The sequence below is a fragment of the Mycobacterium sp. 852013-50091_SCH5140682 genome (genome assembly GCF_001665685.1).
Taxonomy (GTDB): domain Bacteria; phylum Actinomycetota; class Actinomycetes; order Mycobacteriales; family Mycobacteriaceae; genus Mycobacterium.
In genome coordinates this window covers 1-1,433 of record NZ_LZTB01000061.1, presented here as the reverse complement: position 1 = coordinate 1,433, position 1,433 = coordinate 1, and the positions used below count along the sequence as shown (strand labels likewise).

Genomic DNA, 1,433 nt, shown 5'->3' with positions numbered 1-1,433 from the left:
TCGTGCTGCTGATCACCGGTGTGTGGCTGACCCTGTTCTTCGACCCGTCGATGGCCGAGGTCACCTACAACGGTGTGTACCAACCACTTCGGGGTGTGCAGATGTCACGCGCCTATGAGACGGCGCTGGACATCAGCTTCGAGATCCGTGGCGGCCTTTTCGTCCGCCAGATCCACCACTGGGCCGCCCTGATGTTCGCCGCATCGATCATGGTCCATCTCGCCCGGGTGTTCTTCACCGGCGCGTTCCGGCGCCCACGCGAGGCCAGTTGGGTCACGGGCGCAATCCTGTTGATCCTGGCCATGTTCGAGGGCTACTTCGGATACTCGCTGCCCGACGACCTGCTGTCCGGCATCGGTCTGCGCGCCGCGCTGTCCTCGATCACCCTGGGATTACCCGTCGTGGGAACCTGGCTGCACTGGGCGTTGTTCGGCGGCGACTTCCCCGGCACCGTGCTGATCCCGCGCCTCTACGCCCTGCACATCCTGCTGATCCCCGCCGTGATCTTGGCACTCGTGGCCACTCACCTCACCCTGCTCTGGTTCGGCAAGCACACGCAGTTCCCGGGCCCGGGACGCACGGAAAAGAATGTTGTCGGCGTGCGCGTGATGCCGGTGTTCGCAGTCAAGTCCGGTGCATTCTTCGCGATGATCACCGGCGTGCTCGGCCTGATGGGCGGCCTGCTCACCATCAACCCGATCTGGAACCTGGGCCCCTACAAGCCATCTCAGGTATCGGCCGGTTCACAGCCGGACTTCTACATGATGTGGACCGAGGGCCTGGCCCGTATCTGGCCGGCCTGGGAGTTCTACCCGTTCGGCCACACCATCCCCGCGGTGGTCTGGGTCGCGGTGATCATGGGTGTTGTCTTCGGCCTGCTGATCGCCTACCCGTTCATCGAGAAGAAGGTGACCGGCGACGACGCGCATCACAACCTGCTGCAGCGTCCCCGGGATGTGCCGGTGCGCACCGCCATCGGCTCCATGGCCATCGCGTTCTACATGGTGCTCACCCTGGCCGCGATGAACGACATCATCGCGCTCAAATTCCACATCTCCCTGAACGCCACCACCTGGATCGGCCGCATCGGCATGGTCGTCCTGCCCGGCATCGTCTACTACATCGCCTACCGCTGGGCCGTCTCCCTGCAACGCAGCGACCGCGCCGTCCTCGAACACGGCATCGAAACCGGCATCATCAAACGCCTGCCGCACGGCGCCTACGTCGAACTGCACCAACCGCTGGGCCCCGTCGACGACCACGGCCACCCCATCCCACTGGAATACCAGGGCGCCGCCCTGCCCAAGCGGATGAACAAGCTCGGCTCCGGCGGTGCCCCCGGCACCGGCAGCTTCCTCTACGCCGACCCCGCCGCGGAACACGACGCCATCACCGAAGCCGCACACGCCTCCGAACAGAAGGCGCTCACGGCC

Annotated in this window: 1 protein-coding gene; it reads left to right on the top strand. The window is 65.3% G+C overall.

What is annotated here, in order from left to right; genetic code table 11:
- Positions 1–1,433, top strand: a 1,433-nt coding sequence (gene qcrB, locus A5784_RS18755; RefSeq protein WP_064946410.1) for a cytochrome bc1 complex cytochrome b subunit, incomplete at both ends; no start/stop codon positions are given.